This window comes from Sphingosinithalassobacter sp. CS137 (assembly GCF_014334115.1).
GTDB lineage: Bacteria > Pseudomonadota > Alphaproteobacteria > Sphingomonadales > Sphingomonadaceae > Sphingomonas.
In genome coordinates this window covers 3,014,460-3,038,784 of record NZ_CP060494.1, presented here as the reverse complement: position 1 = coordinate 3,038,784, position 24,325 = coordinate 3,014,460, and the positions used below count along the sequence as shown (strand labels likewise).

24 protein-coding genes and 1 tRNA gene are annotated in these 24,325 nt (G+C 67.6%); 11 read left to right on the top strand and 14 right to left on the bottom strand.

Translation table 11 applies throughout. From position 1 onward, the window contains the following. Positions 1-14: 14 nt before the first annotated feature. The 9 genes from H7V21_RS14925 (at position 15) to H7V21_RS14885 (ending at position 9,818) form a co-directional block, all read left to right on the top strand. A complete protein-coding gene (locus H7V21_RS14925; RefSeq protein WP_188054490.1) occupies positions 15-1,046 on the top strand; it encodes a sigma factor-like helix-turn-helix DNA-binding protein in 1,032 nt (343 codons plus the stop codon). Between the two features lie 78 nt (positions 1,047-1,124). Continuing rightward, on the top strand, positions 1,125-1,640 hold the full coding sequence (locus H7V21_RS14920; protein WP_188054489.1) for a hypothetical protein: 516 nt from the start codon (positions 1,125-1,127) through the stop codon (positions 1,638-1,640). A 203-nt stretch (positions 1,641-1,843) separates the two neighbouring features. Further along, the gene (locus H7V21_RS14915) at positions 1,844-2,863 is read left to right on the top strand and encodes a helix-turn-helix domain-containing protein (RefSeq protein ID WP_262503905.1); all 1,020 of its coding nucleotides are present in this window, start codon (positions 1,844-1,846) and stop codon (positions 2,861-2,863) included. Positions 2,864-2,934: 71 nt separating this feature from the next. Continuing rightward, positions 2,935-4,569: a putative bifunctional diguanylate cyclase/phosphodiesterase gene (locus H7V21_RS14910; RefSeq protein ID WP_188054488.1), complete on the top strand. Its 1,635-nt coding sequence runs from the start codon at positions 2,935-2,937 to the stop codon at positions 4,567-4,569. Between the two features lie 58 nt (positions 4,570-4,627). Further along, positions 4,628-5,293, top strand: a complete 666-nt coding sequence (locus H7V21_RS14905; protein WP_188054487.1) for an AAA family ATPase — start codon at positions 4,628-4,630, stop codon at positions 5,291-5,293. A 160-nt stretch (positions 5,294-5,453) separates the two neighbouring features. Beyond that, positions 5,454-6,746 carry a patatin-like phospholipase family protein gene (locus H7V21_RS14900; protein WP_188054486.1) on the top strand — a complete coding sequence of 431 codons (1,293 nt, stop codon included), beginning with the start codon at positions 5,454-5,456 and terminating at the stop codon, positions 6,744-6,746. Between the two features lie 144 nt (positions 6,747-6,890). Continuing rightward, a complete protein-coding gene (locus H7V21_RS14895; RefSeq protein ID WP_188054485.1) occupies positions 6,891-7,118 on the top strand; it encodes a hypothetical protein in 228 nt (75 codons plus the stop codon). 183 nt (positions 7,119-7,301) lie between these two features. After that, positions 7,302-8,858: an AAA family ATPase gene (locus H7V21_RS14890; RefSeq protein WP_188054484.1), complete on the top strand. Its 1,557-nt coding sequence runs from the start codon at positions 7,302-7,304 to the stop codon at positions 8,856-8,858. A gap of 33 nt (positions 8,859-8,891) precedes the next feature. Continuing rightward, positions 8,892-9,818, top strand: coding sequence for a 1-phosphofructokinase family hexose kinase (locus H7V21_RS14885; protein WP_188054483.1), 927 nt, complete (start codon positions 8,892-8,894; stop codon positions 9,816-9,818). On the opposite strand, the gene H7V21_RS14880 is transcribed toward H7V21_RS14885, so the two are convergent. The 3 genes from H7V21_RS14880 to H7V21_RS14870 form a co-directional block, all read right to left on the bottom strand. Next, positions 9,811-10,149, bottom strand: coding sequence for a helix-turn-helix domain-containing protein (locus tag H7V21_RS14880; protein ID WP_223177036.1), 339 nt, complete (start codon positions 10,147-10,149; stop codon positions 9,811-9,813). The genes H7V21_RS14885 and H7V21_RS14880 overlap by 8 nt on opposite strands. A gap of 171 nt (positions 10,150-10,320) precedes the next feature. Further along, a tRNA-Gln gene (locus H7V21_RS14875) sits at positions 10,321-10,395 on the bottom strand. 70 nt (positions 10,396-10,465) lie between these two features. Then, a complete protein-coding gene (locus H7V21_RS14870; protein ID WP_188054482.1) occupies positions 10,466-11,563 on the bottom strand; it encodes a branched-chain amino acid aminotransferase in 1,098 nt (365 codons plus the stop codon). Between the two features lie 95 nt (positions 11,564-11,658). Here H7V21_RS14870 and H7V21_RS14865 point away from each other — a divergent pair, with 95 nt between their 5' ends. Continuing rightward, positions 11,659-12,144, top strand: coding sequence for a MarR family winged helix-turn-helix transcriptional regulator (locus tag H7V21_RS14865; RefSeq protein WP_188054481.1), 486 nt, complete (start codon positions 11,659-11,661; stop codon positions 12,142-12,144). A 36-nt stretch (positions 12,145-12,180) separates the two neighbouring features. Here H7V21_RS14865 and H7V21_RS14860 read toward each other — a convergent pair whose 3' ends face one another. From H7V21_RS14860 to H7V21_RS14825, 8 genes are all read right to left on the bottom strand, one after another. Next, positions 12,181-12,792 carry a hemerythrin domain-containing protein gene (locus tag H7V21_RS14860; protein WP_188054480.1) on the bottom strand — a complete coding sequence of 204 codons (612 nt, stop codon included), beginning with the start codon at positions 12,790-12,792 and terminating at the stop codon, positions 12,181-12,183. 79 nt (positions 12,793-12,871) lie between these two features. Continuing rightward, the gene (locus tag H7V21_RS14855; RefSeq protein ID WP_262503904.1) at positions 12,872-13,615 is read right to left on the bottom strand and encodes a pyrroline-5-carboxylate reductase family protein; all 744 of its coding nucleotides are present in this window, start codon (positions 13,613-13,615) and stop codon (positions 12,872-12,874) included. Between the two features lie 71 nt (positions 13,616-13,686). Then, the gene (locus tag H7V21_RS14850; protein WP_188054478.1) at positions 13,687-14,187 is read right to left on the bottom strand and encodes a YbjN domain-containing protein; all 501 of its coding nucleotides are present in this window, start codon (positions 14,185-14,187) and stop codon (positions 13,687-13,689) included. A gap of 103 nt (positions 14,188-14,290) precedes the next feature. Continuing rightward, on the bottom strand, positions 14,291-14,581 hold the full coding sequence (locus tag H7V21_RS14845; protein WP_188054477.1) for an accessory factor UbiK family protein: 291 nt from the start codon (positions 14,579-14,581) through the stop codon (positions 14,291-14,293). Between the two features lie 26 nt (positions 14,582-14,607). Then, complete coding sequence (locus tag H7V21_RS14840; protein WP_188054476.1) at positions 14,608-15,162, bottom strand: TspO/MBR family protein; 555 nt, start codon at positions 15,160-15,162, stop codon at positions 14,608-14,610. A 13-nt stretch (positions 15,163-15,175) separates the two neighbouring features. Further along, positions 15,176-18,277, bottom strand: a complete 3,102-nt coding sequence (locus H7V21_RS14835; RefSeq protein WP_188054475.1) for an efflux RND transporter permease subunit — start codon at positions 18,275-18,277, stop codon at positions 15,176-15,178. After that, positions 18,277-19,377, bottom strand: a complete 1,101-nt coding sequence (locus H7V21_RS14830; RefSeq protein ID WP_188054474.1) for an efflux RND transporter periplasmic adaptor subunit — start codon at positions 19,375-19,377, stop codon at positions 18,277-18,279. The genes H7V21_RS14835 and H7V21_RS14830 overlap by 1 nt, the downstream gene beginning before the upstream one ends. A 45-nt stretch (positions 19,378-19,422) precedes the next feature. Next, positions 19,423-20,154: a TlyA family RNA methyltransferase gene (locus tag H7V21_RS14825; protein WP_188054473.1), complete on the bottom strand. Its 732-nt coding sequence runs from the start codon at positions 20,152-20,154 to the stop codon at positions 19,423-19,425. 224 nt (positions 20,155-20,378) lie between these two features. Between H7V21_RS14825 and H7V21_RS14820 the strand changes: the two genes are divergently transcribed. Continuing rightward, positions 20,379-21,344 (top strand): alpha/beta hydrolase, encoded by a 966-nt coding sequence (locus H7V21_RS14820; protein WP_188054472.1) that lies wholly within the window; start codon positions 20,379-20,381, stop codon positions 21,342-21,344. A gap of 64 nt (positions 21,345-21,408) precedes the next feature. On the opposite strand, the gene dxs is transcribed toward H7V21_RS14820, so the two are convergent. The 3 genes from dxs to H7V21_RS14805 all read right to left on the bottom strand — a co-directional run bounded on the left by dxs (position 21,409) and on the right by H7V21_RS14805 (position 24,303). Then, positions 21,409-23,340 (bottom strand): 1-deoxy-D-xylulose-5-phosphate synthase, encoded by a 1,932-nt coding sequence (gene dxs, locus H7V21_RS14815; RefSeq protein ID WP_188054471.1) that lies wholly within the window; start codon positions 23,338-23,340, stop codon positions 21,409-21,411. 73 nt (positions 23,341-23,413) lie between these two features. Beyond that, positions 23,414-23,872 carry a Fur family transcriptional regulator gene (locus tag H7V21_RS14810; protein WP_188054470.1) on the bottom strand — a complete coding sequence of 153 codons (459 nt, stop codon included), beginning with the start codon at positions 23,870-23,872 and terminating at the stop codon, positions 23,414-23,416. Positions 23,873-23,916: 44 nt separating this feature from the next. Then, the gene (locus H7V21_RS14805; protein WP_188054469.1) at positions 23,917-24,303 is read right to left on the bottom strand and encodes a MerC domain-containing protein; all 387 of its coding nucleotides are present in this window, start codon (positions 24,301-24,303) and stop codon (positions 23,917-23,919) included. Between the last annotated feature and the right edge of the window lie 22 nt (positions 24,304-24,325).

Genomic DNA, 24,325 nt, shown 5'->3' with positions numbered 1-24,325 from the left:
ACAGGGGACCGTCCATGTCGAAGATCACCGCCGCACTCGAAGCTGCCGTCGCCGTAGTGCTCGAGAATACGCCCGCCGAAGGGAGCCAGACCGCCCGTCAGCGCGCCAATGTCGACCGTGCCTTCGCATCGATCCTCAAGCTGATCGCTCCGCGCATCCGCCACTTCATCCGCCAATATGGCCTCACCGCACACTGGGACGATGCCGAGCAGTGCTGCGCGATCGCAGCGCACCGCGCGATCCAGGCCTATGACCCTGAAAAGGCGCAGTTCACGACCTTCGTGAACTGGCAGATCCGCGGCGAACTGCAGAGCCTGCGTTTCCGCCTGATGACCGACCAGCGCCCGTCGGCGAAGAAGGTGGAAGCCACCACCGTTTCGCTGAACGCGCTTGCCACCGGTGCCGATGGCGAGGAACTGTCTCCCGAGGCGCTGATCGAGGACGAGGATGCCCTGGGCCGCACCGAATCCGCCGCTTCCGATTATCTCGCGGAAGGCGCCGTCGAATCGCTCATCGACGTCTACGTCGCGAATCTGCGTAAGGTCGGCATCCAGCAGCTGCGTCGCCGGCCGCGCAGCCGCACCGAGCCGCGCCCGGTCGCCGAGGGACCGCGCCTGCGCGTCGCCACCCATGGCATCGATCCCGCGGAACTGGAAAAGCTCGACGCCAAGCTGGCGCGCGATCGTGAGATCATCGCCCGCCGTCTGTTCGATACCGGCACGCTCGACGATGTTTCGAACGACACCGGCGTGACCAAGGAGCGCGTGCGCCAGATCACCAAGCGCGCGACCAAGGCGCTCACCGAGCTGGCAGCCAGCGATCCGCGCTTTGCGGTGATGGCGGACTATGCCGCGGCTCCGGCCCGGCGTCGCCCCGCCCCCGCACCGGCAGAGACCAGAGCGCCGCTGCTTCCGGATGCCGGTCAGCCGCACAACCGCCTCGCACGCGTTACGGCCGTTCAGCCCTCCGCGCTCGCCACCGCCGCGACCGAAACCGTGGAAGCGGCCGGCCGGATCGCCCTTCATGCATCCGAGACACGCCACTGATATCGGCCGCGAAAATCGGGTCCGCGCCTGCGCGGGATCCTATAATGAAGCAGACGGATCGAGATCGGGAGAGTGAAGGTGCACGGCACCCTCGAGGATTGGCAGGAGGCGAGCGCAACCCCCGCGCCGCTCCAGCCGAATTATCGGCTGACTCGGCTTGCCGAGGCGCTGGCCGGGGCCGCGCGCCCGCTGCTGCCGAGCGCGATGTTTCTCAGCGTCACGCGCACGCCCGGGCTGCTCCACATTCATTGGTGGGGCCCCGCTTTCGTGCCGGCCATGGAGATCACTGCAGCGCCGGACGCATTTTGCCCCGCGGACAGCGCCGAGGGCAGGCTCCAGCGCACCGGGTCGGCGTTCATCGACTGGCTGGAGGGTCGCTGGCCGGCAGGTGCGGCGCCTACTGAACTGGGCGTTATCACCGACGGCCGCGGAGTGGTGTTCGCTCCTTCCCGCCCGGCGCCCGCGGCACCCGGGTGGATGCAGCATCATGCGCTTAACGGCGAGGGGCTCCGGGCGATCCTGCCGATGGAGCCGACCGGTCCCTGCGCGTTGCTCGCCGGACCCGGCACTCGGAGCTTCGAAGCGCTCCATTAAGAAATCGTGAAGAACGTTTTGTTTACCTTGTGTTATTCCTAAACGTGGTTCAGGACTAGCCGCCAAGCCTCCACAAACGGAGAGAGGCAGGAGCGGCAATGGTCAAGGTCAGACGAGAACGAAGGACAAGCAGTGAGAGCGGCGGCACTGGACAGCGGCCGGTACCGCTCGACCTGCACCGTGGAATCGTCTTTCCGAACCGCATGCGCGAGTTGCGGCAACGACTCGGCTATCCCAAGTTACTGCCGCTCGCGATGCGGATTCCCGATGTACCCTATATCCGTCTTTCGAAAATCGAACGCGGTGAAGTATTCGCGCGACCGGACGAGATTCGCCGAGTCGCGCACGCGCTAGGACTGGAGCCGACCGATCTGCTGATCGATCTTGCCGCACCCGGGTTCGATTTCGATGCTTGGGTTGAGCCGTTCAGGGACGGCAATTCGCCCGATCTGACCGAGGAGCGCTTCGCCGTGCTGCTCGCCGCCGCATTGCGGGCACGGCGTGCGGCCGATCCGGCGCTGACCATTGCGACGATCGACCAGGACTATGGGCTTCCGCCCGTGAATCTTTCGCGGATCGAGAATGCCGTGAAGCCATTCGGGCGCTGGAACGCCGCGATCCGGCGCGCGCTCTTCGCGATCTTCGATGTCGCCGACGAGCCGGCACTGCGCGCGCAGATCGAAGCGCAGCACCGCGCAGGCGCGCTCGATTCCGCGATCGGCAACGTGGTCGATCCCATCGCGCGCATGGAGCGAACCCGGGCACGCGTCCAGGCGCTCGCCGAAGAGCTTCAGAGCCCGGTGGCCGGTCCTGCCCCTGCCGCAGCGGTTCCGCCGTCAAAGTTGCCGCTCGCTGCGGCTGCCCGCATGCTCCAGGTGCGTGGCGGACCGATGCCGGCCGGCCGCATCGCCGACGCAGTCACGGGTGACGAAGTGGAAGCACCGAGCGGCGTCGGGCCGCGCGCCTTCGCGCTGCGCGTTTCGCGCGCGACGCTTGGCGCGGGGCTGCCGGTGCAGTCGATCGTCATCCTGGATCCGGATCGGAGTCCGACACCCGGCGGGCTCACGGCGCTGCGCGACGGCGACGGCTGGCGCCTGCTTTCGGTCGGGCTGACGCGCGAGGGGCAGGTCGTCGGCTACAGCACGAACCCCGAGCTCGAGATATCGCTCGACGATTGCGATCGCGAGAGCCTGGCAACAGTGGTTAGCGCAATCTTTCCATAGGCCTCCGCACATCCCCCAACTCACTCGCACTTCCGCCCATCCTAAGATGTGGGGAGGGAAGGAAGAGTTGGATGAGCGAAGAACGGATCGGAAATATCCGAAGGCGGCTCGCAGAGGAATTCGAGCGGCATCGTGACGAAATCCTGCTCGTCGCGCCGTTCATGGTGGCGGCCGCCCTCGGCTCGGTCTTCGACGTGTTCGAACGCTTCGCCAACTTCGCCGAGCAACACGAAAAGCTCGAGCTCGACGAACTCTTCACTGCGATGCTGGGCGCGGGCCTCGCCTATTTCGTCCTGTTGATCCGTCAACGCCGCCTGCTGCGCCAGGCGCTTCACTCGCGCAACGCTGCCGAAGCGCGCGCGGACGACCTCATCCAATATGACACGCTCACGGGCCTTGCCAGCCGCACGGCTCTCCTCGAGGCGATCCGTCGCGCACAGGACGAGGCGAATGATGGCCTCCTCTCCGTCCTGCTGGTCGATCTCGACCGGTTCAAGCCGATCAACGACAGCTACGGCCATCAGGGCGGCGATCATGTGCTGCAGGCGGTGGCGCAGCGACTGCTGGCGGCGCTCCCGGACGGCGCGACCGCCGGACGGATCAGCGGCGACGAATTTGCCTGCATCCTGCCCCATCCCGCCGGCCCCGAGGCTGCGGAAGCGATGGCGGCGCGCATCCGCACCGCCGTCGCAAAGCCGATCCAGCTCCGCGGCGGCATGGCGGAGATCAGCGCCAGCATCGGTATCAGAACGGCGCCCGGCGACTCGTGCTCGGCCGAACAGCTGCTTCATTCCGCCGGATTCGCGCGGTATCGGGCCAAGCGCTTTCCCGAACGCGGCTGGTGTCACTTCGAGGCCGAGCTGGATCACGAGATGCGCGATCGCGCGCAGCTCGAGATCGACATGCGGGCGGGAATCCATCGCGGCGAATTCGTCCCCTATTTTCAGCCGATCGTCGATCTCCAGACCGGTGCCATCGCCGGATTTGAATGCCTCGCCCGCTGGCAGCACCCCAGGCGCGGGCTGATCGGCCCGAATGACTTCATCCCGATCGCGGAGGAAGCCGGCATGATCCAGGAGCTCGCTTTCGCACTTCTGGACCGCGCCTGTCGCGCTGCCCGCAGGTGGCCGCCGCACATGACGCTTTCGTTCAACATATCGCCGCTTCAGCTTAACGATCGCTGGCTGCCCCAGCGTGTTCTGCGTCACCTGTGCAGCACGGGCATCGCACCGGCGCGGCTGATCATCGAAGTCACCGAGAGCCGGCTGTTCGGCGATCTGCCGACCGCGAAAACCATTCTCGAGTCGCTCAAGAATGCTGGTGTGCAGATCGCCCTGGACGATTTCGGCACGGGCTATGCCAGCCTGAAACATTTGCGCGAGCTGCGTTTCGACCGAGTGAAGATCGACCGCAGCTTCATCGGAAACCTCGACGAGGCCGAAAACGGCGAGATCGTTCGAGCGATTTTCCGGCTGTGCAGAGGGCTCGGCCTGCCCACCACCGCCGAGGGGATCGAGACGGCGGAAACCGCGGCTCCGTTGGCTGCGCTGGGTTGCGACTATGGCCAGGGCTATCTCTACAGCCGCCCGGTCGATGCCGAGGGGGCACTGCAGCTGGCGCATTCATCCGGCTTCGCACCCGCCGCCTCCGCCGTGGCCGGCGAGATCCGGCCGCCGCTCCGCGAGGCAGGATCCGCAGTGGCGTGACAAGCCCGACGGCGCTGCTAGAGAGGCCGCTCTTTCGCCACAGAAGGGTCAGCCAGTCATGGGCATCCTCGTCGCCATCGAAGGCGCCGACGGCGTCGGCAAGAACACCGCTTCGACCCTGCTCTGCGAGCAGCTGAACGCCGCGGGCACGCGTGCGACGATGATCGCCTTCCCCCGCTATGCCGAGACGGTGGCGGGAGTGACGCTCGGGAAGTTCCTTGCGGGCGAGCTTCCCGTGCCGGTTTCCACACAGGCTGCCGCCGTGCTCTATGCGCTCGATCGGCTGGAGTGGCGCCGCGCCATCGCCGAAGCGGCTGACGCGCATGATGTCGTGGTCTTCGATCGCTACATCGCCTCCAACATGGCGTATCAGGCGGCGAAGGAGCCGGAAGGCGAAGCGCGGGCGATGATGGAGTGGATCCTAGCACTCGAAACCCGGCAGTTCGTGCTGCCGCGCCCGGATCTCAGCATCTACCTCGATACGCCGTGGGAGATCGCCAAGGCGCTGATTCTCCAGAAACGCAAACGCAGCTACACCGACCGCCGCTACGACGAGCATGAGGCGGATGCCGCGCTCCAGCTGCGCGTCCGCACCAACTATGAAGCGATGGTCGCCGCCGGCCTGTTGGGGCCCTGGCGCATCGTGCATGCCAGCAGCGATGGCGCGATGCGCCCGCCGGAAACCATCGCCGCCGAAATCCGCGAGCATCTGCGGTCGCTCTGAGCAGCGGGCGCTGCAGAACGGCACGTCCGAAACGGCGTGATCCCCTTCTGGCGTCCGTCAGCACCCGCCGTTATGCTGCGCTCCGGGCCGCAGCCACATCGGACAGAGCCGACAATCGTGCCGTCCGGCAACGCCAAATGATCTCTCGGGGGGAGAGTCGATGCGCGCGCTGATCCTTGCCTGCCTGTTCGCGATGCTGCTTGGAGGGTGCAGCGGCGGCGCGCTCTCGGTCAATTGCCCTGAGTTCGCGTCGCTTCGTCACGATCTGCCGCCCTCGACACTGCAGCGAGAGATACAGCGCCAGGCGTCTGCCGATGCGCTCGCCGCATCGCAGGCCGGTTCGGCGGCGAGCGATCTCGACCGGCGGATTCACCGTCTCGTGCGCCCTGCACTGCAACGGGCGCGGCCGGACGCGATGCTGACGACGGCGGCGCCGGGCGAAGCGGTGCTGCTGCTCTCCGGCGGCGGGCAATGGGGTGCCTTCGGCGCTGGCTTCCTGGAAGCGATGCACGCCAGCGGCCGCTTGCCCGAATTCGTCTTGATCACCGGAGTGAGCACCGGTGCGCTCCAGTCGCTCTTCGTCGCAGTCGACACCCCCGAGGCATGGGACGCGCTGATCGCCGCCTATTCCCCCGCACGCGAACAGGATGTCGTGAACAGGCGGCCCGAGTGGCAGGCGCTGTTCCGTGGTTCGATCGCCGGCCTGCGCCCGCTTGAGCAGCGCATTGCCGAGGCGCTCTGCCCCGATGCGGTGATCGACGACCCAGCGCGCCCGTGCATGCTCGATGCGATCCGTGCGCTCGACGGGCGCAAGTCCGTGCTGCTCGGCTTCGTCAACGCTGCGTCGGGCAAATTCCAGTATGTCGACGCCGTCGAAGTCGCTCAGCTGCCCCGCCGCCGCGCCCGCGCCTGCCTCACCGGCGCCGCGCTGGCCTCCGCGGCGATGCCGGTGTTCTTCGAGCCCGTGCAAATCGAAGGCGAAACCTATTTCGACGGCGGCGTTCGCGCCTCGGTATTCGAAGCGAGCGTCGCGGCATCCGCCAAGGCGGCGCTGGAGATCGAGGAAAGTCTCAATCCCGGCCGGCCAATCCCCTCGGAGGAGGCGCGACTGCCGATCTATGTCGTGCGGAACGGCCCGACCACCGTCGAGGCGGATCCGGGCATCGACACGAGCGGCGGCGCATTGTCGGCGGCGCTGCGAGCGGAGGCGATCGTCGTCAACGAGCTCGAAGTGGGTTCGATCGCCGCGATTCGCCTGGAACATCCGAGCGGACCGCTGCGGCTGGTGACGGCGGACGGATGGAGTTCTCCGGGCCGCGCGTGCGAAAAGCCTCCGTCCGTGATGTTCGATCCCGAATTCATGCAGTGCCTGCGGCGTTTCGGCCGCGCGCGAGCAGCCTCGGCGCGCGATCCGTGGATACATCTCTCGTCGATCGCGACCGCGCCGCAATGAGCCGGTAGCAGTTCGTCGCATCAGCCGGGCGCCCTGCATCCTGGCCGCTGCCCGTCGGGCCGTGATGAGGTACGGCTGTTTCCCGATAGTCGCGGCAACCGGCCCATCCTAGCCTTGCTGCCCGATCGACGAAGGAGTCCCGCCATGTCCAGCGACTTGCCCCCAGGCGCAACGGTCCACGCGCAGTTGATGGAACAGGCGCAAACCGCGGCGCTGATGCCTGCGATGTTCTTCGCCGCGTGGTGCGATGCGATGCTCGGCGGCTGGTGGCTCCCCCGCCCGACAGCGACGCAGCATCACGCGGATGACGTGCACGAGCTGCACGTCCCCGAGCCGATCGAGGACACGGGCGAGCGCGCGCTCTTTGCGTGAGGCACCGCGCGGCCACATCGAAAAGTCTGTCGCCGCGACAAGGCTGGTTCTATGGGCAGAGACAGCCTAGCGCCGATTCGCCGCACCCAGCCCAGCGTTTCTGCGGTCGGCACACGCACACGCGCCGGGGGAGCGAACGCCGAGGCGCGCAGCCGCAAGATTCCGTTCGCGCGGAGTAGCTGAATGGCCGCGGGCCCGGCGGAGGGGGAATCACGAGAGACGCACGCGAAAGCAGTCGCTTTCCTCGCCGGGGGCGCCGCCTTCGGTGGCGTACGCCCAGAGCATCTCGAAACACATGCCGCGCATGTCTTCCTGACCGCCGACCGTGCCTGGAAGATGAAGCGTGCGGTGCGCTTTCCCTATCTCGATTTCTCCACGCCGGAACGGCGCCGTGCGGCGCTCGACGCCGAGCTGGCGCTCAATCGCCGCACCGCGCCAGCGCTCTACCGCGCGGTTCATCCGATCGTGCGCATGGCCGACGGTGGCCTGGAGCTGGGCGGTGAGGGTGAGCCGGTCGATTGGGTGCTGGAAATGGTGCGCTTCCCCGACGACGCGCTTCTCGAGAAGCAGGCCGCCGGCGGGTGGATCGACACGGCGACGCTGCTCCGCCTCACCGACAGGATTCAGGAGCTGCATGCGCGCGCCGAGCCCTCCCGGATCGAAGGCGCCGCCGCAATCCGGCAGATCCTGGACGGCAATGCCGAAAGCTTCGCCGCCGTCTCCGAACTGCTCGATCCCGCCGAAGTCGCAGCGCTCGACGCCGCGCAGCGCACCGAGCTGAACCGTCATGCCGATCGGCTCGACGCACGCGCGCGTGGCGGGCGCGTTCGGCGCGGCCATGGCGATCTGCACCTGCGCAACATCGCGCTGATCGACGGCGAGCCGGTGCTGTTCGACTGCCTCGAGTTCGACGAGCAGCTCGCGACCACCGACATTCTCTACGACGTCGCGTTCCTGCTGATGGACCTGTGGCACCGGGGAATGGCGGCCGAGGCGAACATCGTCGCCAACCGCTATCTCGACGTCGCGCCGCAGGGCGCCTCGGGCTATGCGCTGCTGCCGCTGTTCGTTTCGGTGCGTGCCGCGATCCGTGCCCATGTCCGCGCCGCGGAAAGCCTCCGCAACGGCGATTCCAGTGCCGCCGAGGACGCCCAGGGGTATCTCGCTTTCGCACGCGCGGCGCTCCTGGCCGTGCCGCCGCGGCTGGTCGCGATCGGCGGCCTCTCTGGCACGGGCAAAACGACCATCGCTCGCGCCGTCGGCGCCCGGATCGGGCGCGTGCCCGGCGCGCGCGTGCTCCGAAGCGATGTTTTCCGCAAGCGTCTCGCCGGCGTCGCTCCGGAGACGCGGCTGCCGCCTTCGAGCTACACCAGCGCGGCGGCGGCCGAGACCTATGAGGCGCTGTTCGAATCGGCCGAGGACCATCTCGGCTGCGGCACCGGAGTGATCCTCGACGCGGTTTTCCACCGCCGGCATGAGCGCGAAGTCGCCGAAATCCTGGCGGACCGCAGCCGCCTGCCGTTTACCGGCATCTGGCTCGAGGCGCCGGAGCATGAGCGTGTGGCGCGCGTGAGCGGCCGCACCGGCGACGCCTCGGACGCCGGGCCCGAAATCGCGCGCGAGCAATCGCGCCGCTCGACCGGCGATCTCTCCGGCTGGCACCGGATCCGCGTGAACCGGCCGATCGATCGCGTCATCGCGGCAGTGCGCGCGATCCTCGATCGGCCGACCCGCGCTTGACCCCAGGCCCCTCGCCTGCCTAGCCCCCGGGCCATGACCACGATCGCAACGCTCACAATGAATCCTGCATTGGACGTGACGACCGGCACGCCCGAGGTGCGCCCGACGAACAAGCTGCGCTGCACGGCGGCGCGTTATGATCCCGGCGGCGGCGGCATCAACGTCACGCGTGTTCTCCACGCGCTGGGCGGCGAGGCCATTGCCGTCTTCCCTGCCGGCGGGCCGACCGGAGCACGGGTCGAGGCCCTGCTGCGCGATGCGGCGGTTCCCGTCCATGCAGTGCCGATCGCGGGCGACACGCGCGAGAGCATCACGATCGACGAAACCGGGAGCGGCCTTCAATACCGCTTCGTCCTCCCCGGCCCTGAACTCGCCGCTGCGGAGCAGGCACGGCTGCTCGATGCGCTCGCCGCACTGCCTGGCCCGCCACAGTGGATCGTCGCCAGCGGCAGCCTGCCTCCCGGCGTCGCGCCCGATTTCTATTGCAACGTCGCGGCGGCCGCGCGCCAAATGGGCGCGCGGCTGATCCTCGACACCTCGGGCGCCGCGCTGAAGGCATCGGAAGGCGCCGGCGCTTTCCTGATAAAGCCGAGCCGCAGCGAACTCGAAGCGGTGACCGGACGCCCGTTGATCGGGGCGGAGGATGAAGCGGCCGCCGCACGCGAGCTGCTCGCCCGCGGGTTCGCCCAATCGATCGTCGTTTCGCTGGCCGAACGGGGCGCGCTGCTGGTGACGAACGAAGGCGTCGAGCATTTTCCGGCGATCGAAGTCCCGATCGCGAGCGCCGTCGGGGCGGGCGATTCGATGGTCGGCGCAATCACTCTGGCGTTGTCGCAGGGGAAGTCGGTACGCGAGGCGGTCCGATACGGGATTGCCGCGGGCGCGGCCGCGCTGATGACGCCCGCGACCGAACTCGTCCGCCGCGCCGACGTCGAGCGGCTCGCCGCAGGCGCTAGCTGACCGCGTCGCGCAGCGCGGGTTGGCTCGTCACCACGACCGCATCGGCGCAGAACATGCCGTGCAGCATCTCCAGCATGCGTTCGGCGTCCTTGCTGGACAGCGAATAATACATCGTCTGGCCCGACCGGCGCGCGCGCACCATCCCCTCGCGCCGGAGCAGCGCGAGTTGCTGCGAGACGGCGGTATCGCGCGCCTCCGTCAGCCGGGCGAGCTCGCCGACCGACTTCTCGCCCTCCAGAAGATGGCAGAGCAGCAACAATCTGCTTCGGCCCGAAAGCGCCTTCAGGAAATCCGAGGCGCGGTCGACTGCGGCAATCAAATCATTCTTCACGGGAGCCACAGCTATTCCGCCGCCGCGGCGGTTGCAACCTGCTATCGTGCGGGAACAGCACGATTTTTCAGCGATCGAAGACAATCATCGCGCTGGAGCGAGCGCCGATGGCCAGCACCCGTCGCCAACGCGAGGTTCCATAAGCGACCGGAACCGGGGAATCACGACGACTGGCTGGGGCGGCAGGATTCGAACCTGCGAATGGCGGCACCAAAAGCCGCTGCCTTACCACTTGGCGACGCCCCAGCATCGGCGTGGGCTTGCGCTTATAGAGCCGCGGGCGGCGGATGGAAGGGGGTGCGCCTCGCCTCCGCACCTAGAACAGCGTTTCGACCCAACCGTGCGGATCGGCGACGGTACCGCGCTGGATGCCGACGAGCCGCTCGCGCAGCTGCTCGGTCACCATGCCCGGCCCCTTGTTGCCGATGCTGAACTCGAAACCCTCGCCGCGCACCGTTCCCACCGCAGTGATCACCGCCGCCGTCCCGCAGGCAAAGGTCTCGCGCAGCCGTCCGCTCTGCGCATCACTGCGCCATTGATCGAGCGAATAGGGTTCCTCGCGGACGGCGATCCCGGCGTCGCGCGCCAGCGCGATCACCGAATCGCGCGTGATGCCCGGCAGGATCGTGCCGCCCAGCGGCGGCGTGATCATCGTGCCGTCGTCAAAGACGAAGAACAGGTTCATGCCGCCCAGTTCCTCCACATAACGGCGCTCGGCCGCGTCGAGGAACACCACCTGGTCGCATCCTTCGCGAATCGCTTCGGCCTGGGCGATCAGGCTCGCGGCATAGTTGCCGCCGCATTTGGCCGCACCCGTGCCGCCAGGTGCCGCGCGCGTGTAATCCTGCGAAACCCAGAGCGTGACCGACGGCGCACCGCCCTTGAAATAGGCGCCGACCGGCGAGGCGATGACCAGATAGAGATATTCCGAGGCCGGCTTCACCCCAAGGAACACTTCGCTGGCGAACATGAACGGCCGCAGATAGAGCGCCCCGCCCTCGGCTTCGGGAATCCAGTCGCGATCGGCACGCACCAGTGCTCGGACCGATTCGAGGAACAGCGGCTCGGGCAGCGGCACCATCGCCATCCGCTCGGCCGATTCGCGGAAACGGGCGGCGTTGCGATCGGGGCGAAACAGCGCCGCGCCGCCGTCGGGCAGGCGATAGGCCTTCATGCCCTCGAAAATCTCCTGCGCGTAATGGAGCACCGCGCATGCCGGATCGAGCTCGAGCGGCCGGCGGGCAGTGATCTGCGCATCGTGCCAGCCCTTGTCCGCCGAATAGCGGATCAGCGCCATATGATCGGTGAAGACCTTGCCGAAGCCTGGATCGGCGAGGATCGCGCTTCGCTCGCTTGCCGGGACCGGATTTGCATGCGGCTCGAAGGCGAAAGTTGGATTCGACGCTTCGGACATGCGACTAGGGCTCCGGATCATGCACGGCGCCTCTCTCGCGAACCGGGGCGCCTTCGGGTTGCGCGAACCTAGGCAGAGTGGCAACATCGGTCAACATGGCTGCCCCAATTCCCGCCTCGCCCCTTTTCCTGCGCGAGCCCGAGCTCCGCCGCGGGATCGAGCTGCTCTATTTCGGCTATAGCCATCTCACCCGATCGATCGACGAGCGGCTGGCGACTTCGGGGCTCGGCCGGGCGCATCATCGCGCGCTCTATTTCATCGCGCGCAAGCCGGACCTCACCGTCAGCGAGCTGCTGGCGCTGCTCGCCATCACCAAGCAGTCGCTCGGCCGGGTTCTCACGGATCTGTCGGAGCGCGGGCTGGTGGAAACGCGCACCGGCGTGCAGGATAGGCGGCAGCGGCTGCTGCGCCTCACAGAAAGCGGAACGACGCTGGAGGCCGAGCTGTTCGACGCGCTGCGCGAAAAGCTCTCGGCGGCTTATTCCAGCGCCGGCCAGGGTGCGGTAGGCGGTTTCTGGGCAGTGCTGGAAGGCTTGATCCCCGAGGAAGAGCGCGGCCGCGTCGCCGGACTCGGCCGCTAATGCGCCGCGTCTTCCCGGTCGAAGAAGGCGCGGCGGTCAGGCGACCTTAAAGCCTTCCTTGTTCATCGTCGCGGTCAGCGCCTTGTTCTTTTCCTCGGAAAGCTGCGCGCGGAGTCGCGGAAAGAGATCGGTCTCTTCCTCCTGCATGTGCCGCTCGATGTCGCTGCGGAACTTGCGCAGCGTCACGATCCAGTCCGGCGAGCTGGTCGGCGTCATCTCCAGCTCGTAGAGATACTGCTTCACATAGCCGTGGTCCTTGGTCAGGTGATCGGCTTCGTCCGCATAGCCAGCCTCGCGCAGAGCGGGATAGATCACGTTGCCTTCCTGAACATCGTGCTTGACCAGCGCATGCTTGAGCTGCGCCAGCATCACGTTGCGCTTGGCGGTCGAGGTTTCGGTGGTCTTTTCGAGAGCGTCGAACAGCTTGAGCACTGCCTTGTGCTCGGTTGCCAGCGCCTCGGCCCAATTGCCCGAGAGTGCGGTCGGCGCCTGGACCGCGGCCTTGCGGCCGAGCATCGCGAGCGCGCCGATCGCCGCGCCACCCGCCACTGCGGCGCCGATCACGCCGAGGCTGCGGCCGCGACCGTGCTCTTCCTGCGCTTCGTTGCTGGTGAACCGTCCGTTGCTGTCGCGTGTAGCCGTGGCCATGCTCGCCTCCTGTGCTGTACCGTCAAGCGGTTCAACACCTTGGCGGGACCGACGTTCCCGAGCTCTCGGCCCGGTGCTCTCAGCCGCGCGCGGCTCCGGCCAGATCCTCGCTGCGCGTCGCCGCGGCCTCCAGCGTCGCTCGCATCAGCCGCTTCAGCGCATCTCCCTCGTCGAGCACGTCCATGCCCGCGCGCGTCGTTCCGCCAGGGCTGGCGACACGATCGGCGAGTTCGCCCGGAGTCGCATCCGCATCGCCCGCCAGCGCCGCGGCGCCTTCCACCATCGCAGTCGCGAAGCGCAGCGCCTGATCGTGCGGCAGGCCGAGCTCGGCCGCGCCCGCCGCCAGTGCGTCGATGAACCGATAGACATAGCCGGGGCCGCTGCCCGCCAGCGCCGTCACCACATGGAACAGATCTTCGCTCTCGATCCATTCGACCTGGCCAAGCGGATCCATCAGCGCGCCGGTCGCGTCCCGGTCGGCCGCCTCGCCGCCGCTGGTGTAAAGCGCGACCACACCCTTCCCGAGCGCCACGGGCAGATTCGGCATCACGCGCACCACGGTTCGCGCGTCGAAACGCTTCGCGAGCGCCGCCTCCTCCACGCCGGCGAGGATCGACAGCAGGATCGGCACCTGCCCGCGCCCGGCATAGAGCGGCGCGACCTTGTCGATCAGCTGCGGCTTGACGCCGAGCATCATCGCCTGAGGCAGCCCCTCGGGGGGCTCAGCGACGTGCCGCACGCCTTCGGGAAGCTGCGGCGTGCCGGGATCGATCACCGTGAATCGGGCCGCGTCGATACCACTCTCGACCCAGCGGCGGAGCATCGCCCCGCCCATGTTGCCGCAGCCGATGAGCCAGATCGAGTCGGGCCGGATGGATTCGGGCTGGTCTGTGATCAGGCTTCTCCCTGGGTTTCGATGAGTGCCGCGGCGAGTGCGTCCTGCGGCGTCTTTCCGCCCCACAGCACGAACTGGAACACGGGATAGAAGCGCTCGCACTCGTCGATCGCGCTTTCCACCAGCAGCTCGGCCTGGGCCAGCGTCAACGTGCCGTCGCCGCCGTCGATCATCGCGGCGTGGCGAAACAGCAGAATGCCGCTTTGCGACCACAGCTCGAAATGACCAATCCAGAGCTGCTCGTTGACCAGCCCCACCGTCTCGTACAGCGCGACGCGCCGTTCGTCGGCGACCCGGATGTCGGGAAAGGCGAGGAACTGGAGAACGCCGTCCTCCTCGCGCCAGATCGCACGCAGCTCATATTCGGTCCAGCTGCCCTTTACCTTCGCGACGATCTCGTCGTCCTCGCGCTCATGGCTCCAGCCATGGGCGGCGAAATAGGTTTCGAGCATGTCGATCGGGGCCGCGTCGTCGCGGTCGAACTCGGCTTCGTCGAGCATCAGATTCTCCGGCCGGCCATCATCGGCCGAACCCTGCCAACCGCTCCGGCGCGGGACAAGCGCAGCGTGGGCAACCCTGTCGAAAAACTGTGGACAAGCTGGATCAGGCCTGCCCCGTCGACTTCTTGGCGCGTGCCGCCGCCGGCGTGGCGGCCAGCTTCGCCTCGAGCTCGGCGATGCGCGCCTTCAGCGCATCGGCCTCGTCACGCGCCGCGGCGGCCATCTGCTTGACTGCTTCGAATTCGTCGCGGCTCACGAAATCGAGTCCGCCGATCCACTCGCGCGCGCGCTCGCGCGCAGTGGCTTCGCCTTCGCGCGCCATGCCCGCCATGGTGCCCGCGGCTCCATTCACGAACTTGACGAAATCGTCGAACAGGCGGTTCTCGGTTTGCATTGGTCGGTCCTTGCGATCGCTGATCTTCAGATCTGAATTTGGTCAGTCGAGGTCGATGGCACAAGGGTTGCCGCGTTCGGATTGAGCCCGTGGATCTGCCAGAGCAGGACGAAGGCGAAGCCGAGCCAGGCGAGATAGGGCAGCAGCAGCAACGCCGCGCCCGTACGAATCCGGCCGAAAACCACGATGGTGGCAAGCACCAGCACGAACAGAACCCCGATCACCACCAGCGATGCCACCACCTGATGCATGCCGAAGAACAGCGGCGTCCACACCAGGTTCACTGCCATCTGGACCGCGAAAAGCACGAGCGCCGGGCCGCGCAGCCGCGATCCGCGCGCATTGATGATCATCGCCAGCGCCAGCCCCAGCAGGATGTAGATGATCGTCCAGGCAACCGGAAACGCCCATTCGGGGGGCATGATCTCCGGCTTCACCAGCCGCGCGAACCAAAGATTGTCCGAACCGCTCGGCACGAGCCGGGCCGACGTGAAGCCGAGCAGCAGAATGAACGGCACGGTTACGATCGCCCAACGCAGATAGGCGAGCCTGAGCTGACTTTTCGACGCGATTTCCCTCAACGACTGTCCCTCCCTACTCCGCCGGCTGCGCCCCCCCGAGCGCGGCATCGAGTTCCCGGCTCACCGCCTGCGGCGAGCGGGTGCGGCGTGCCAGCCTACTATACAGAATCGGGATTAGGAAAAGCGTGATCAACGTAGCGAGCGTCACGCCGGAAATGATCACGACGCCGATCGCCGCCCGCGCCGCGCCACCCGCACCGCCGGAAGCGACCAGCGGCACCGCGCCGGCCACGGTGGCGATCGAGGTCATCAGGATCGCGCGCAGGCGCCGACTGGAGGCCTGGCGGATCGCGTCGGCGATCTCCAGCCCCTCGTCGCGCAGCTGGTTAGCGAATTCGACGATCAGGATGCCGTTCTTGGCGGCCAGGCCGACCAGCATGACGATCCCGATCTGGCTGTAGAGATTGAGCGACTGGCCGAACACCGCCAGCCCGATCAGCCCGCCCGCGACTGCCAGCGGCACGGTGGTGATGATGACGGCGGGATGCACGAAGCTCTCGAACTGCGCGGCGAGCACCAGATAGACGATCAGGATCGTGATGCCGAACACGAGCAGGATCGACCCGCCCGTCTCGATGAACGCCTGGCTTTCGCCGCGATAGCCCACCGCAGTTACTTCGGGTGCCGCCCGCGCCTGTTCCTCGAGGAAGGTCAGCGCCTCGCCCAGCGAATAGCCCGGCGCCAGCCCGCCCGACAGCGTGATCGCGCGCAGCTTGTTGTAGCGGCCGAGGTCACGCGGCCCGGCCACCTCGCGCGTAGTGACGAGGTTCGACAGCGGCACGAGACTGCCGTCGCGCGCGCGAACGTAGATCGAGGCGAGGTCGGAGAGCGCGGCGCGGCTCTGGTCCTCGGCCTGCACGATCACGCGATATTCCTCGCCGCGATCGACATAGGTGGAGACGCGGCGGCTGCCGAGCAGCGTCTGCAGCGCCTGGCTCACTGCCTCGACCGAAACGCCCAGATCGCCTGCCCGCGTGGTATTCACATCCACGCGCAGCTGCGGCTTGGTTTCCTTATAGTCGCTGTCGAGGTTGACGATGCCGGGGTTCTCCGCCGCGGCGGCCAGGATGCGGTCGCGCGCGCGGGCGAGATCCTCATAGCTGTTGCCCGCGAGCACGAAGTTGATCGGCTGGCCGCGTCCGCGCCCGAGCGCCGAACGGACCTGGGCATTGCCGCGCACCGCCGGCAGCGTCTGGAGGATCGCGTTCACCTCCTCCGCCACTTCCTGCGTGGTCGCATCGCGATCCTCCCAGTTTTCCAGGAAGATGATGAACATGCCGCTGTTGAAATCGTCGCTGGCGCCGAAGCCTCCCGGAGTGCGCGCGATGATGCTGCGCACGGCGCCTTCCTCGAGCAGCGGCAGCAGCTTCTCCTGCGCGTCGAGGACATAGCGGTCCATCTGGTCGAAGCCGGTCCCCTCCGGCGCCGAAAGACTGGCGAACATGCCGCCCTGATCCTCGGCGGGCACCAGCTCGGATTCCAATGTGGTGAAGGCGAGGCCCGCTGCGGTCAGGAACAATCCGACCAGCAGCAACGGCAGCAGCGGCTTGCGGAGCGTCCGGTCGAGCTGCCTTGCGTAGAACCGCTCGAGCGCACGGAAACGATCGTCCACCCAACCGGTGATCCGCCCCCGGCTCTCGCGCCGCAGCAGCTTGGAACAGAGCATCGGCGTGAGGCTCAGCGCCAGAAACCCGGAAAAGGCGATCGCGGCGATCATCGCTACCGCCAGCTCCCGAAAAAGCAGCCCCGTCTGACCCGCCAGAAAGCACACCGGGACGAACACGGCGCAGACGACCAGCGTGGTCGAGATGATCGCGAAGCCCACCTGCCGCGTGCCCTTGAAGGCAGCGACAAGCGGCGGCTCGCCTTCTTCGATCCGATGATAGACGTTCTCGAGCACCACGATCGCATCGTCGACGACCAGGCCGATCGACAGCACGAGCGCGAGCAAGGTCAGCAGATTGATCGAGAAGCCGAACAGCCACAGCACCGCAAAGCTGCCGAGCAGGCAGATCGGCACCGTCACCGCCGGGATCAGCGTCGCCCGCCACGACCCGAGGAACAGGAAGATGACCAGCACCACGAGCAGCGCCGCCTCGGCGAGCGTGTGCCACACCTTCTCGATCGCGCGGTCGATGAAGAGCGAATCGTCCGACCCGACCATCATCACCATGCCTTCGGGCAGCTCGGGGCGGATTTCCTCCATCCGCTCCTTCGCGGCCTGCGCGACCGCGAGCGTGTTCGCACCCGACTGTCGCACGATGCCGAGGCCGACGCCGGGATCGCCGTTCAGCCGGAAGCGCGTGTAGGGATTCTCCGCGCCTTCCTCCACCCGGGCGATATCGCCCAGCCGCACGAGATAGCCGTCGGGTCCGCGGCCGACGACGAGCTGCGCGAAGCTGTCCGCCGACTGGAACTGGCGGTCGACACGCAAAGTGACGTTCTGCTGCTGCGATTCGATTCGGCCGGCGGGCAGCTCGACGTTCTGGCTGCGCAGCGCGCTTTCGATGTCACCCGGCGTCAGTTGGAAGGCGGCAAGCCGCTCGGGCTGAAGCCAGACGCGCATCGACGGCCGCTGATCGCCGCCCACGAAAACACGCGCCACGCCGTCGATCGTCGAGAAGCGGTCAACCAGATTGCGGTCCACCCAGTCGGAAAGCTGGAGCGGAGTCCAGCCCGGCCGGGCGATGGTGATGAACATGATCGGCGAGGCATCGGCGTCGACCTTGCGCACCTCGGGCGCGAGCGCTTCCTCGGGCAGGTTGTCGGCGACCCCGCCGATCCGGTCGCGCACGTCGTTTGCCGCGGCATCGACATCGCGGCCGGGGCTGAACTCGATCGAGATATCCGATTCGCCATCGGTCGAGCGCGAGGTGATCGTCTGGATGCCCTCGATGCCCGACAGCACTTCCTCGAGCGGCTGGGTGATGCGCGCTTCGATCACGCTCGCCGCGGCACCGGTATAGGCGGTCTCGACCGAGACGATCGGCGGATCGGTATCGGGATATTCGCGAACCGAAAGGCTGGTGAAAGCGACGAAGCCGACGATGACGAGCAGAATCGCCAGCACCGCGGCGAAGACGGGGCGGCGGACGGACAGGTCCGACAGCTGCATCAGCCGGTGCTCTCGTTCCGAAGCGCGGAACCGGGTCCCGGCGCGGTCGCGGGCGCTTCGCGCGGCGCGCTGTTTTCAGGCCCGGCAAGTCGGACTTCGCGCCCGTCGGTCACCTTCACCACGCCCTCGGTCACTACGCGCTGGCCGCGCGCGAGACCTTCACGAATCTCCACCATGCCGTTCTGGCGCAGCCCGGTGCGGACCTGCACCCGCCGCGCAGTGCCGTCTTCCACGACGAAGACGAAACTATCCTCGCCATCGCCGATCACAGCCAGTTCCGGCACGGCAAGCGCAGTGCGCGCGGCGGATTCGATGTCGACCGTCAGCAGCATGCCCGGCTTCAGCTTGCGATCGGGATTTGGCAGGATCGCCCGAACCGTTGCCGCGCGGGTCTGCGGATTGAGTACCGGATCGATGCTGGCGATCGTGCCGCGGAACGGCTGATCGGAAAAGGCCGCCGAGCGCGCCTCGATCGACTGCCCCTGCGCGATCTGCGGCAACAGCGTCTCGGGGACTGCGAAGTCCAGCTTGATTCGCGAAAGATCGCTGATCTGCGCGATTTCGGTTCCCGCGCTCACCACTGCGCCCGCCGAGATGGTACGCAGCGACACCCATCCGGAGAAGGGCGCGGTGATGACGCGATCGCCGATCGAGGCACGCGCCTGCGACGCCTGTGCCGACGCCTGTGCGGCAAGCGCGGTCTGCGAATCGACCGAGCTGTTGGTCGCGAAGCCCCGCTCGCGCAGCGCGCTCAGCCGATCGAGCTGCTGCCGCGCCTCGCGCTCGCGCGCGGCAGCTTCGGCAAGCTCCGCGCTTTCCTGGCTGCTGGCGAGCACCGCCACCACCTGGCCCCGGCGGATATAGGCGCCGTCATCGAAATTGAGCCGGACGATCCGCTCGGTCACCGGCGCGGCGAGCGTCACCTGCTCGTTGGCGCGCGCGGTGCCCACGGCCTCTATGCGCTCGACGAAGCGCGCGGGCATCACCGCCGACGCGCGCACGAGCGGCGCGTCGCGACCCTTGGCTGCGCCGCCATTCGCCTGATCGCCGCACCCGGTGAGGAGCGCGCCGAGCGCGAGAAATGCCAATGCCCGTCTCATGAGAATGAATCGCAGCTATTCCGCAGATAGAACGAAGGCAACCCATCAGCGATGCGCGGCGACCAGAAACTCAATGTTTCCTTCCGGACCCTGGATCGGGCTCGGGACGATCCCGTCGACATTCCAGCCGATCCCGCCGAGCCACCGCGCGACGGCATCGCACACCCGCGCATGCACGGCGGGATCGCGGACCACCCCACCCTTTCCCACTTCGTCGCGCCCTGCCTCGAACTGCGGCTTGATGAGCGCGACCAGCCGCGCGCCGGGCCGGGCGAACCCCAGCGGCACCTCGAGCACCTTCGAAAGCGCGATGAAGCTCGCGTCGCAGACGATCCAGTCGACCGGCTCAGGCACGTGCGCATCGGTGAGAATCCGGGCGCTGGTCTGCTCATGGACAACCACTCTCGAATCCTGACGCAGCTTCCAGGCGAGCTGGTTGGTACCACTGTCCACTGCATAGACGCGCGCCGCGCCCCGGCTCAGCAGCACATCGGTGAACCCCCCGGTCGAGGAGCCGACGTCGATCGCCACGGCGCCGGCGGGGTCCAGGCCGAAATGGTCGATCGCGTGCGCCAGCTTGATCCCGCCACGCGACACCCAGGGATGGTCGCGCCCGCGCACGTCGAGCACGGTCTCTGGCGCAAGCGTCTGACCCGCCTTCTCCACCTTTCGGTCGCCGGCAAACACCAGCCCCGCCATGATCAACGCCTGCGCGCGGGTCCGGCTTTCGGCGAGCCCGCGGTCGACGAGCATCTGATCGGCACGTTGTTTGGCCATGCTTGCCTCCTGCACGCGCGCTCAGGCCGCCGCAAGGCAGGGCCGGCTCAGCGCAGCCGAAGTGGGCGAACCGGGCCATCGTTCCTATAGTGGAACTGCGGGTGTGGTCGAGCGGCGTCCCCCCTAGAGCGTCGCGCGGCCCTCCCGCATCTCCCGCGCCTTGCCATCCCCGCATTGCAGCTCCCCGCCTTGCAATGCCTCGCCCTCCGTCGCAGTCTCGGCGGATGACACCGCTTACCAGACGAACGCTGCTGGCCGCTTCCGGCGCGGCGGCACTCGCGCCGCGGGCTGCCCGCGCCGCCGCCCTCCCGGCCATGCGAATCGCGCTGTGGCCGGGCGCCGCGCCCGGCATGGGCGCTGCCGCCCTCCTCTCCGAGCGAATCACGGAACGGAGCACCGATCCGGCGCTTCGCGACCGGGCGCTCGATCGGATCCGCACACCCTATCTGGACGTCTTCCCCGCGGTTCGACCGAACGGCGCCGCCGTGCTCATCATGCCGGGCGGCGGCTATCAGCGCGTGGTGATCGACCGTGAGGGGCATGAACTCGCCGCTTGGCTGGCCGAGCGCGGTGTGACTGCTTTCGTTCTCTTTTACCGCCTTCCCGCCGAAGGCTGGGACCGGGGACGCAACGTGCCGCTCGCCGACGCGCAGCGCGCGATGCGGCTGATCCGCGGCCGCGCGGCGGACTATGCGTTCGATCCGGCGCGAGTGGCCGCCTTGGGCTTTTCCGCCGGCGGCCATCTTTGCGCCGACCTGGCGACCCGCTTCGGCCGGAGCGTCTATTCGGCCGTCGATACCCACGACGCGCTGAGCGCCCGTCCGGCACTCGCTGCGCCGATCTATCCGGTGATCTCCATGGACCCGGCGATCGCCCATCCCGGCTCGCGCGAGCGCCTGATCGGAGCGACCGCCGGCGCGATACTGGAGGAAGAGCATTCGCCCGACCGGCAAGTCACTGCCGCCACGCCGCCGCTGTTCCTCGTCCATGCCGAAGACGACGCAGTCGTGCCGGTCGACAACAGCCTCCGCCTGCGCTCTGCCGCCAAGGCAGCCGGCGTCTCGGTCGACACCCACCTTTTTTCCGAAGGCGGCCACGGCTTCGGCCTGCGGCTGGCCCGCGGCAAGCCGGTCGAGAACTGGCCCGAACTATTCCTGCGATGGGCGGGCCATCACGGGCTTCTCGGCTGAGCCGCTCACTTGTGCGGCGCCGCGCGCTGGCGCGAACGGTACGCCGCCGCGCTCGCCCAGCCGATCAGGCCCGCGCGCCTTCGATCACTTCGGCGCTGCCCGTGTTGTGCCGCAGCGCGGTCAGCACCGTCTCGACGATGTGCTCGGCGTTCAGCCGCGCCTCGTCATATTGTTTTTCCGGCTTGTCCTGATCCTGGAAGATGTCGGGCAGCCGCATTGTCCGCAGCTTCAGTCCGGCGTCGATCAGCCCCTGGTCGCTGGCCATCGTGAGCACATGCGCACCCAACCCGCCGACCGCGCCCTCCTCGACCGTCACTGCCACTTCGTGCGTGGTCAGCAGCCGGCGGATCAGCTCCTCGTCGAGCGGCTTGGCGAAGCGCAGGTCGGCAACCGTCGCCGACAGCCCCTTCGCCTCCAGCGCGTCGGCCGCCTTGAGCGCCTCCGCCAGCCGCGTGCCAAGCGACAGGATCGCTACTTTCTTGCCCTCGCGCACGATCCGGCCCTTGCCGATCGGCAGCTGCTCGGGAGTTTCGGGGAGCGCCACGCCAACGCCGCTGCCGCGCGGATAGCGCACGGCGATCGGCCCGCTGTCATGCTCGGCGGCGGTATAGGTCATGTGCGCCAGCTCGGCCTCATCGGCCGGCGCCATCACCACGAAATTGGGCAAGGTGGCCAGATAGGTCACGTCGAAGCTGCCCGCGTGGGTCGCGCCGTCGGCACCGACCAGTCCGGCGCGATCGATCGCGAACCGCACCGGCAGGTTCTGGATCGCCACGTCATGGACCACCTGATCGTAGGCGCGCTGCAGGAAGGTCGAATAGATCGCGCAGAACGGCCGCATCCCTTGCGCGGCGAGCCCGGCGGCGAAGGTCACCGCATGCTGCTCGGCGATGCCGACGTCGAACGCGCGGGTCGGATGCGCCTTGGCGAACTTGTCGACGCCGGTGCCCGACGGCATCGCCGCGGTGATCGCGCAGATGCGCTCGTCCTTCTCCGCCAGCTTCGCCAGCGTCTCGCCGAAGACATTCTGATAGCTCGGCGGTCCCGGCGGCGCCTTGGCCTGGGCGCCGGTGATCACGTCGAACTTCTGCACACCATGATATTTGTCGGCGGCGTTTTCGGCCGGGGCATAGCCCCTACCCTTCTTGGTCACGACATGGACCAGAATCGGGCCTTCCTCGGCGTCGCGGACATTCTCGAGCACCGGGATCAGATGGTCGAGATTGTGGCCGTCGATCGGGCCGACATAATAGAAGCCCAGCTCCTCGAACAGCGTTCCGCCAGTCACCATGCCGCGCGTATATTCTTCCGCCTTGCCGAGCGACTTGTGCACGCGGCGCGAGAATTTGCGCGTGATCCGGCTCGCCAGGCTCCGCAGCCCGATATATTCCGACGACGAGATCAGCCGCGCGAGATAGGCGGAAAGCCCGCCCACGGGCGGCGCGATCGACATGTCGTTGTCGTTCAGGATCACGACCAGCCGGTTGCCCGCCTGCTCGGCGTTGTTCATCGCCTCATAGGCCATGCCGGCGCTCATCGCGCCGTCGCCGATCACCGCGATCGCCTTGCCGGGCTTGTCGTTCAGCTTGTTGGCGACGGCAAAGCCCAGCGCCGCCGAGATCGAAGTCGAGCTGTGCGCGGCGCCGAACGGGTCATATTCGCTCTCGCTGCGCTTGGTGAAGCCGGAGAGGCCCCCGCCCTGGCGCAGCGTGCGGATGCGATCGCGCCGGCCGGTGAGAATCTTGTGCGGATAGCATTGATGCCCGACGTCCCAGATCAGCCGGTCGTCGGGGGTGTTGAAGATATAGTGGATCGCCACCGTCAGCTCGACGACGCCGAGCCCCGATCCCAGATGCCCGCCGGTGACACCGACCGCGGAGATCATCTCCTGGCGAAGCTCGTCGGCGAGCTGGCGGAGCTGGTTGGGTTCGAGCTTGCGAAGGTCGTCCGGCGTGCTGACCGTGTCGAGCAGCGGAGTCTTGGGATGATCGGCCATTGCGGCTGTCTACTCGCAGTCGCTGTGCAAGTCGAACCCCGAAGCGCGCTGCGGCGTTCCCGCGCGCTTCATACTAGTCGCAGGCGCCGCATTTTCCGCGCACTTCGATCACCGGGCGAATCGGCGAAAAGCCGGCGTCCTTCGCCGCCGCGCGCACGTTGCGCGTGATCCTGTCGTCGTCGAGGTGCGTGGTCTGGCCGCACGAATCGCACACCAGAAAGATGCAATCGTGCAGGCAATCGGGATGCGCGTTCGCGACATAGGCGTTGGCGCTTTCCACTCGCCGCGCGAGATTCGCAGTCACGAACAGATCAAGGATACGATAGACGCTGTTCGCCGCGACCCGACGCCCTTCCGACTTGGAAACCGCCTCCGCGATATCATAGGCCGAAGCCGGCTTGTCGAAGCCCGCCAGCGCCTCGAACACGCGCTCGCGCATCGCCGTCCATTGCTCGCCGGCCTTCTCGAGCGTGGTCCGGGCGGCGCGCGTCAGCTCGGCGCCCTGAGGTTCATGATGATCGTGCGCGTGCATGGGCCAAACTTAGGTACGCAGCGGACTTCCGGCAAGCGCGGCGCTCAACGAGCGGCGCGGCGATTGAGGTCGTGCCCAAGCGCCACCAGCGCAACACCGGCGATCGTCCAGAAAGTCTCGTGGCCGCCGTGCGGCAGCGAAAGCGCACCCGCCATCATGCCCAGGCCAAAGGCGCCCACAACCGCGGGCGTGAAATAGCCGTGAGTCACGATCCCGCGGCCGAGCGCCAGCACGCCGAACGCGATTGCCAGCACCAGCCCGACTTCGTGGATCAGGGGGTTGAAGAGCGCGCCCGCCGAAGAGAGCAGCGCCAGAAAGACCGTGGTCGCCAGGCAATGCGCAAGGCAGAGGCCGCTGATCCCGATCGCCCAGCGATCGAGACGCGAATCGACGCCGCCCCACATGCGGGAAAGGGAGAGCACAGCTGGCATGCGACTCCCTATAGGCGCCCGC

Excerpts from the sequence above, each read along its gene's own strand:
- H7V21_RS14905 (WP_188054487.1), top strand. The coding sequence starts at position 4,628 with ATGGGCATCCTCGTCGCCATCGAAGGCGCCGACGGCGTCGGCAAGAAC.
- H7V21_RS14845 (WP_188054477.1), bottom strand. The coding sequence starts at position 14,581 with ATGCAAACCGAGAACCGCCTGTTCGACGATTTCGTCAAGTTCGTGAAT.
- H7V21_RS14825 (WP_188054473.1), bottom strand. The coding sequence starts at position 20,154 with ATGGCCAAACAACGTGCCGATCAGATGCTCGTCGACCGCGGGCTCGCC.
- H7V21_RS14870 (WP_188054482.1), bottom strand. The coding sequence starts at position 11,563 with ATGTCCGAAGCGTCGAATCCAACTTTCGCCTTCGAGCCGCATGCAAAT.
- H7V21_RS14820 (WP_188054472.1), top strand. The coding sequence starts at position 20,379 with ATGACACCGCTTACCAGACGAACGCTGCTGGCCGCTTCCGGCGCGGCG.
- H7V21_RS14865 (WP_188054481.1), top strand. The coding sequence starts at position 11,659 with ATGGCTGCCCCAATTCCCGCCTCGCCCCTTTTCCTGCGCGAGCCCGAG.
- H7V21_RS14805 (WP_188054469.1), bottom strand. The coding sequence starts at position 24,303 with ATGCCAGCTGTGCTCTCCCTTTCCCGCATGTGGGGCGGCGTCGATTCG.
- H7V21_RS14830 (WP_188054474.1), bottom strand. The coding sequence starts at position 19,377 with ATGAGACGGGCATTGGCATTTCTCGCGCTCGGCGCGCTCCTCACCGGG.
- H7V21_RS14810 (WP_188054470.1), bottom strand. The coding sequence starts at position 23,872 with ATGCACGCGCACGATCATCATGAACCTCAGGGCGCCGAGCTGACGCGC.
- H7V21_RS14910 (WP_188054488.1), top strand. The coding sequence starts at position 2,935 with ATGAGCGAAGAACGGATCGGAAATATCCGAAGGCGGCTCGCAGAGGAA.
- H7V21_RS14895 (WP_188054485.1), top strand. The coding sequence starts at position 6,891 with ATGTCCAGCGACTTGCCCCCAGGCGCAACGGTCCACGCGCAGTTGATG.
- H7V21_RS14885 (WP_188054483.1), top strand. The coding sequence starts at position 8,892 with ATGACCACGATCGCAACGCTCACAATGAATCCTGCATTGGACGTGACG.
- H7V21_RS14900 (WP_188054486.1), top strand. The coding sequence starts at position 5,454 with ATGCGCGCGCTGATCCTTGCCTGCCTGTTCGCGATGCTGCTTGGAGGG.
- H7V21_RS14925 (WP_188054490.1), top strand. The coding sequence starts at position 15 with ATGTCGAAGATCACCGCCGCACTCGAAGCTGCCGTCGCCGTAGTGCTC.
- H7V21_RS14835 (WP_188054475.1), bottom strand. The coding sequence starts at position 18,277 with ATGCAGCTGTCGGACCTGTCCGTCCGCCGCCCCGTCTTCGCCGCGGTG.
- H7V21_RS14855 (WP_262503904.1), bottom strand. The coding sequence starts at position 13,615 with ATGCTCCGCCGCTGGGTCGAGAGTGGTATCGACGCGGCCCGATTCACG.
- dxs (WP_188054471.1), bottom strand. The coding sequence starts at position 23,340 with ATGGCCGATCATCCCAAGACTCCGCTGCTCGACACGGTCAGCACGCCG.
- H7V21_RS14850 (WP_188054478.1), bottom strand. The coding sequence starts at position 14,187 with ATGCTCGACGAAGCCGAGTTCGACCGCGACGACGCGGCCCCGATCGAC.
- H7V21_RS14860 (WP_188054480.1), bottom strand. The coding sequence starts at position 12,792 with ATGGCCACGGCTACACGCGACAGCAACGGACGGTTCACCAGCAACGAA.
- H7V21_RS14915 (WP_262503905.1), top strand. The coding sequence starts at position 1,844 with ATGCGCGAGTTGCGGCAACGACTCGGCTATCCCAAGTTACTGCCGCTC.
- H7V21_RS14890 (WP_188054484.1), top strand. The coding sequence starts at position 7,302 with ATGGCCGCGGGCCCGGCGGAGGGGGAATCACGAGAGACGCACGCGAAA.